We start from the raw sequence: 6,402 nt of genomic DNA on the forward strand, positions 1-6,402 counted from the left end.
TTGTATTGAAAAGGCTTTAGTCCCCTATTTTCTAAAAAAAATGCTATCATAGAAGAGATATCCTAACGAAAAGGAAACAGTAACATTGAGATTAGACAAATATTTAAAAGTATCACGAATTATCAAACGCCGTCCAGTGGCTAAAGAAGTGGCTGATAAAGGGCGTATAAAAGTAAATGGTGTACTCGCTAAGTCATCTACAGATTTAAAAATTGGTGACCAAGTGGAAGTTCGTTTTGGAAATAAACTCTTGACTGTCCGTGTTCTAGAAATGAAAGATAGTACGAAAAAAGAAGATGCGGCAAAAATGTACGAGATTATAAGTGAAACAAGGATTGAAGCAGATGAGCAAGAAGCCTAATATTGTACAGCTTACGAATGATTACATTGATAATGCCAATCAAGAGCAACGATTAGAGCGTGCCGAACACGAACAAAGGAAGCGCTTTATGGGGTGGATTCTCTTTGTGGTTGTTTTACTCTTTATCTTGCCAACCTACAATCTGGTTGAGACCTATATGAACATCAAACAGCAAGAGAAGGAAGTCTTGTCGCTTCAGAAAGACTATGATAAATTGTCAGATCAGACAAAGGAACGAAAGGATTTGGCTAAGAAACTTAAGGATGATGCTTTCGCCGAGAAATATGCGCGTGCTAAGTATTATTATTCACGTGAAGGAGAGTCTATCTATCCTGTACCAAGCTTATTACCCTAATGAAAGATTTACTTAAAACTGTAGAAACTTTTTTAACCTATTCAGAAGCCAAGTTAGAGGAACTATCAGAAAAAAATCAGCAACTTAAAACGGAATTACCGAGGAAAGAGGAGGTGAAGAAACAAGCATGAAAAAGCTCTTAATAGCTGCAACTGTTGTGCTTGTATCTTCTAGCCCTCTAGTCCTACTTCCTATGGAGAAGGAGTTAGCTCTGACCCCAAAACAGGTTCAAAAATTGACTCAAAATACTACAGCTAGCTTGAGTCAATTTAAACAGATTCCTAAAAATCCAAGAACGATAACAAATATCCTAACTTATAAGAACAAGGAATTAACCGAATTTAAAACCAGTATCCAAGCGGATACCAAACTATCGATTTCTGCTATTTTTTGGAACGCAAAAGGTGAACCTGTTTTCCAACTTCAAGATGGTGATTATGTAGCCGCTAGTCAGAAATCAATTGTGGATGATAGTATCTATAATCAAAAACCAGTAGATATGACCTTCTGGACTAAAGATGGTTTAACGGTATACAAAGAACCTTACGTGTTAGGAACCGAAAAAGCTGACTCTAAACTCGCTAGTTTCAAACCTATTAAGGTTAGCCAAGCAGCTCAGACGCATGCAGGGACCTACTATTTGGTAGACGGAGAGGGGTGGATTAATGCTTCTGATTTATCAACGACTGATAATCGCATCGAGTCTGTTCAAAAAGTTCTTAATGAGAAGTATAACAATCAAGAGCGCATTTCAGTTTATGTTAAACAGCTTGATACGAACCGAGTAGCTGCTATCAATGACGAAAAAAGCATGTATGCAGCTAGCGTAGCGAAGCTTGGTGTACTCTACTATGCACAGGAACGTCTGTCTCAAGAGAAATTAGGATTATCAGATGAGTATCAATATACCTCTGCTGTGAATGGTTTTCCAGGTGCTTATGATCCAGATGGTTCTGGAAAGATTAGTAAGATGCCTGATGATAAAAATTATAGCTTAGAAAATCTGTTGAAGGCTGTAGCCCAAAACTCAGATAATGTAGCGACAAATATATTAGGTTATTATGTAGCCAATCAGTATGATAAAGCCTTCCAAAAATCAGTAGATAAAGCCGCAGCGACCTCGTGGAATATGGATAAAAAGGAGTTGACTGCTAGAGCCGCAGGTACTTTGATGGAGGCTGTTTATAGACAAAATGGTGATATTATCAATTATCTTTCAAGTACGGACTATGATGGCGAACGTATTTCCAAAAACATTGATGTTCCCGTCGCTCATAAAATTGGTGATGCCTACGACTTTAAACATGACGTCGCTATTGTTTATGCAGATTCTCCCTTTATTTTATCGATTTTTACGGATAAAGAAGGCTATGACAAAATCACCTCAATTGCAGATGATGTTTATGGAATTTTGAAATAATGACACAAAAATTGTTGCAAATGATGCAAGCCAAGGGTTATTTTAACCGGCACAAGAAAATTTTAGTAGCAGTATCAGGTGGAGCAGACTCTATGAGTTTGCTGCACTTTTTGTATAACCATCAAAAAGATTTGGATATTCAGTTGGGGATTGCTCACGTTAATCATAAACAACGACAAGAGTCGGAGCATGAAGAAGCGTATTTACGTCATTGGGCAGAGGAACACAAGGTCCCTTTTCACTATAGTGCATTCTCAGGAAAGTTTTCAGAAAATGCTGCCCGTACCTTTCGCTATGAGTTTTTTAAGCAGCTCATGAAAGATTATGATTACTCTGCTCTTGTAACAGCCCATCATGCAGATGATCAGGCAGAGACAATTTTTATGAGACTATTGAGAGGAAGTCGTTTAAGACACCTGACAGGAATTTCAGCTATCAGACCATTTGGCACTGGTCAGATTATTCGTCCCTTTTTGCATCTTACGAAAGCTCAGCTTCCCGTAACTTTCCATTTTGAGGATAGGAGTAATACTTCACTAGCCTACCTTCGGAATCGCATCAGACTGTCCTATCTTCCTACTTTATCTCAGGAAAATCCTAAAATTAAGGAGCACCTTTGTCTTTTAGCCGAGGAGATTGGCCTTATGGAGCAAGCTCTAGGAGAGTTAACAAAGGATATTAGTATCACTGATTTATCTGTTTTTCAGCAACAGTCAGATGCTGTCCAGCTCTTTCTTCTTCAGAATTATTTAGACTCCTTTCCTGATTTGCAGCTTTCTAAAGGTCAATTTAATCAATTGATAAGTTATCTAAGGAAAAACGCTTCAGGAAAGATGCCCCTAAAAAATGGTTATGAACTAGTAAAAACACAGACATATTTCTTGATAAGGAAAGAAGCGTCTATTTCTTTATCGCCTCCTTGTCTCTTAGAATTTGGAAAATCTGTTGAGTTTGAGGATTATACCTTGACTTTTTCAGAATTCAATGACGTTTCTAACACAGATGCTATTAGTATTTGGTCAGATGCCCCAATAGTGATTCGTCATAGAAAAGAAGGCGATAAGATTGACCTTGGTAGTCACCATAAAAAATTAAGACGACTGTTTATAGACAATAAGATTTTAGAGAAGGATCGTCAAAAAGCCATTGTAGGAGAACAAGATGGTCATATTATTTTTCTTTATGTTGCTGGGCGTCTCTATTTGAAAAAAAAACCTGAAAATGCTATACTTTATGGCACTGTAGTCATTTATAAGAATTTCTAATCAAATACCATGTTCAAATAACGATGATTGAAGTAAAAGTGGTATAATAACAGAATATTGACTTCGAGAAAGGGAACCCAAATGTTAGAAAAAGACATAAAAAAAGTCCTCTTTTCCCAAGAGGATATCGTAGCTAAAACTAAAGAACTAGGACAACAACTGACAGAGGATTATGCGGGGAAAAATCCTCTTCTAGTCTGTGTTTTGAAAGGTGCTGTTCCATTTATGGCAGAACTTATCAAACATATTGATACCCATATTGAGATGGACTTTATGGTCGTTTCAAGTTATGGTGGCGGAACTGTCAGCAGTGGTGAAGTAAAGATTCTTAAAGATGTTGACACTAATGTTGAAGGACGAGACATCATCTTTATTGAAGATATCATTGATACAGGTCGTACGCTCCTTTATCTTCGAGATATGTTCAAGTACCGTAAAGCCAATTCAGTCAAAATCGCAACTCTTTTTGATAAACCAGAGGGTCGTGTTGTTGATATTGAGGCAGATTACATATGTTATGATGTCCCTAATGAATTTATCGTTGGTTTCGGACTAGACTATGATGAAAAATACCGTAACCTCCCTTATGTCGGTGTCCTAAAAGAAGAAATTTATACAAAATAAGTAAAGGTCTAATTAATTTATGAATAATAAAAATAATAATGGCTTCTTACGGAACGCTTTTCTCTACATCATAGTTATTATTGCGGTTGTAACCGGAGTACAATACTTTGCAGGAGGAAGCCAAAGCCCAAGTCAACAATTGTCTTACACACAGTTGGTTAAGAAAATTGAAGATGGTAAGGTAAAATCTATCACTTATCAGCCAGACGGTAGTATCATTGAAGTCAAAGGTAGCTACAAAAAGGCTGAAAAGGTTGATACTGACCTTAGTCTACCATTTTTAGGTAGTGCATCATCAGAGACACGTAGCTTTACGTCAACTGTGCTTCAGAATGAAACAACCATGCAGAAATTGCAATCAGCATCAGAAGCAGCTGATGTTAATGTTAAAATGATACGTGAAAGTTCAAGTGGTGCTTGGATTTCATATCTTTTTAGTTACCTACCTTTGATTGGGATTGCTATTTTCTTCCTTTTCATGATGAATCAGGGCGGTAACCGCGGTGCAATGAATTTTGGCCGCAACCGTGCTAAGACTCAATCAAAAGAGAATATTAAAGTTCGTTTCACAGATGTGGCTGGTGCTGAAGAAGAAAAAGAAGAACTTGTAGAGGTTGTAGATTTCCTCAAAAATCCACGTAAATATAAGGCACTGGGTGCACGTATTCCTAAAGGTGTCCTCCTTGAAGGTCCTCCAGGGACAGGTAAAACTCTGCTTGCTAAAGCTGTTGCTGGTGAAGCAGATGTTCCTTTCTTTAGTATCTCAGGTTCTGACTTTGTAGAGATGTTTGTCGGTGTCGGAGCAAGTCGTGTTCGTAGTCTTTTTGAAGACGCTAAAAAGGCTGAACGTGCTATTATCTTTATTGATGAAATCGATGCGGTTGGGCGTCGTCGTGGTACTGGAATGGGCGGTGGTAACGACGAACGCGAACAAACCCTTAACCAACTGTTGATTGAAATGGATGGTTTTGATGGAAATGAGAATATCATTGTCATTGCTGCAACCAACCGTAGTGATGTTCTTGATCCAGCCCTCCTGCGTCCAGGCCGTTTTGACCGTAAAGTTCTTGTTGGTCGCCCAGATGTAAAAGGCCGAGAGGCTATCTTGAAAGTCCATGCTAAGAATAAACCATTGGCTGAAGATGTTGACCTTAAAGTTGTTGCTCAACAAACTCCAGGTTTTGTTGGAGCAGACTTGGAGAATGTCTTGAATGAAGCAGCTCTAGTTGCTGCACGACGTAGTAAGACTAGAATTGATGCTAGTGATATCGACGAAGCAGAGGATCGTGTTATTGCTGGACCATCTAAGAAAGACCGCCAAGTTTCAGAACACGAACGTAAAGTTGTGGCTTACCATGAAGCGGGTCATACAATTGTTGGTTTAACACTTTCTAGCGCTCGTGATGTTCACAAGGTTACTATTGTTCCACGAGGTCGCGCAGGTGGTTATATGATTTCTCTACCAAAAGAGGATCAGATGTTGTCATCTAAAGATGAGCTAAAAGAACAATTGGCAGGTCTTATGGGTGGACGTGTTGCAGAAGAAATTATTTTCAACGTTCAAACATCAGGTGCTTCAAATGACTTTGAGCAAGCGACACAGTTGGCACGTGCAATGGTTACTGAATATGGTATGAGCGAAAAACTTGGACCAGTCCAATATGAAGGTAATCATGCGATGAATCCAGGACAATTTACTACAGATAAGTCTTACTCAGCTCATACAGCTCAACTTATTGACGAAGAAATTCGATCACTTTTAGTTGAGGCACATGACAAAGCAGCTGAAATTATCAATGCAAACCGAGAAACACATGCTCTCATTGCAGAAGCTTTACTTAAGTATGAAACACTCGATGCTGCACAAATCAAGTCAATTTATGAGACTGGTAAGATGCCGGAGGATTCTCTTGGAGACTCAGAAGAAGATAATCATGCCTTATCTTACGACGAAGTCAAAGAAAGAATTGAAAATAAAAATAAAGATGAAGAAGAGTAAGGAGTTCTACTCTTCTTTTTTTTAAGTAAAATCGAGAGAAAAAATACCATTAAAAAGCATTATAAAAAAAAGAAAATTAAAATCACTGCAAATTATTGACAAGGTAAGTCAGAGATGATATTATAAATAAGCTGTTTCGGAAGGGGCGGCGAACACGAGAAGTAAAAAAACTTAAAAAAAGTGTTGACAAACTATTCTAGATTTGCTAGAATATAGGAGTTGTCTTAAGAGAGACAAAGACCTTTGAGAACTGAATAAGAAACCAAGTGCAGGGTTATGATAGAAGAAATTATAACCTGTCAATTTACAAGAATAAATCGTCAGATGACGGTAATGAGTTAACGCTCGAACAATTATTAAATTTTTAATGAGAGTTTA

Annotated in this window: 7 protein-coding genes; all 7 read left to right on the top strand. The window is 37.9% G+C overall.

Features of this window, described 5'->3' with window-relative positions; genetic code table 11:
- Positions 1-85: 85 nt before the first annotated feature.
- The 7 genes from HMPREF1517_RS03765 to ftsH all read left to right on the top strand — a co-directional run bounded on the left by HMPREF1517_RS03765 (position 86) and on the right by ftsH (position 6,024).
- Entirely contained in the window at positions 86-361 is a 276-nt protein-coding gene (locus HMPREF1517_RS03765; protein ID WP_002883975.1) for an RNA-binding S4 domain-containing protein, read from the top strand.
- Complete coding sequence (locus tag HMPREF1517_RS03770; RefSeq protein WP_037599387.1) at positions 345-716, top strand: FtsB family cell division protein; 372 nt, start codon at positions 345-347, stop codon at positions 714-716. The genes HMPREF1517_RS03765 and HMPREF1517_RS03770 overlap by 17 nt, the downstream gene beginning before the upstream one ends.
- Positions 716-847 (top strand): SP_0009 family protein, encoded by a 132-nt coding sequence (locus tag HMPREF1517_RS03775; RefSeq protein ID WP_002883955.1) that lies wholly within the window; start codon positions 716-718, stop codon positions 845-847. Before HMPREF1517_RS03770 ends, HMPREF1517_RS03775 begins: the two co-directional genes overlap by 1 nt.
- Positions 844-2,136, top strand: a complete 1,293-nt coding sequence (locus tag HMPREF1517_RS03780) for a serine hydrolase (RefSeq protein ID WP_037599388.1) — start codon at positions 844-846, stop codon at positions 2,134-2,136. Before HMPREF1517_RS03775 ends, HMPREF1517_RS03780 begins: the two co-directional genes overlap by 4 nt.
- Complete coding sequence (gene tilS, locus HMPREF1517_RS03785) at positions 2,136-3,401, top strand: tRNA lysidine(34) synthetase TilS (protein WP_037599389.1); 1,266 nt, start codon at positions 2,136-2,138, stop codon at positions 3,399-3,401. The genes HMPREF1517_RS03780 and tilS overlap by 1 nt, the downstream gene beginning before the upstream one ends.
- Positions 3,402-3,482: 81 nt before the next feature.
- Positions 3,483-4,025, top strand: a complete 543-nt coding sequence (gene hpt, locus HMPREF1517_RS03790) for a hypoxanthine phosphoribosyltransferase (protein WP_037599390.1) — start codon at positions 3,483-3,485, stop codon at positions 4,023-4,025.
- A 19-nt stretch (positions 4,026-4,044) separates the two neighbouring features.
- Positions 4,045-6,024, top strand: a complete 1,980-nt coding sequence (gene ftsH / locus HMPREF1517_RS03795) for an ATP-dependent zinc metalloprotease FtsH (protein ID WP_002883966.1) — start codon at positions 4,045-4,047, stop codon at positions 6,022-6,024.
- Positions 6,025-6,402: the final 378 nt, after the last annotated feature.

It is taken from the genome of Streptococcus sp. ACS2 (genome assembly GCF_000525585.1).
Classification (GTDB): Bacteria; Bacillota; Bacilli; order Lactobacillales; family Streptococcaceae; genus Streptococcus.

Coding starts and splice junctions, on each gene's coding strand:
- ftsH (WP_002883966.1), top strand. CDS start 4,045: ATGAATAATAAAAATAATAATGGCTTCTTACGGAACGCTTTTCTCTAC.
- hpt (WP_037599390.1), top strand. CDS start 3,483: ATGTTAGAAAAAGACATAAAAAAAGTCCTCTTTTCCCAAGAGGATATC.
- HMPREF1517_RS03770 (WP_037599387.1), top strand. CDS start 345: ATGAGCAAGAAGCCTAATATTGTACAGCTTACGAATGATTACATTGAT.
- HMPREF1517_RS03780 (WP_037599388.1), top strand. CDS start 844: ATGAAAAAGCTCTTAATAGCTGCAACTGTTGTGCTTGTATCTTCTAGC.
- tilS (WP_037599389.1), top strand. CDS start 2,136: ATGACACAAAAATTGTTGCAAATGATGCAAGCCAAGGGTTATTTTAAC.
- HMPREF1517_RS03775 (WP_002883955.1), top strand. CDS start 716: ATGAAAGATTTACTTAAAACTGTAGAAACTTTTTTAACCTATTCAGAA.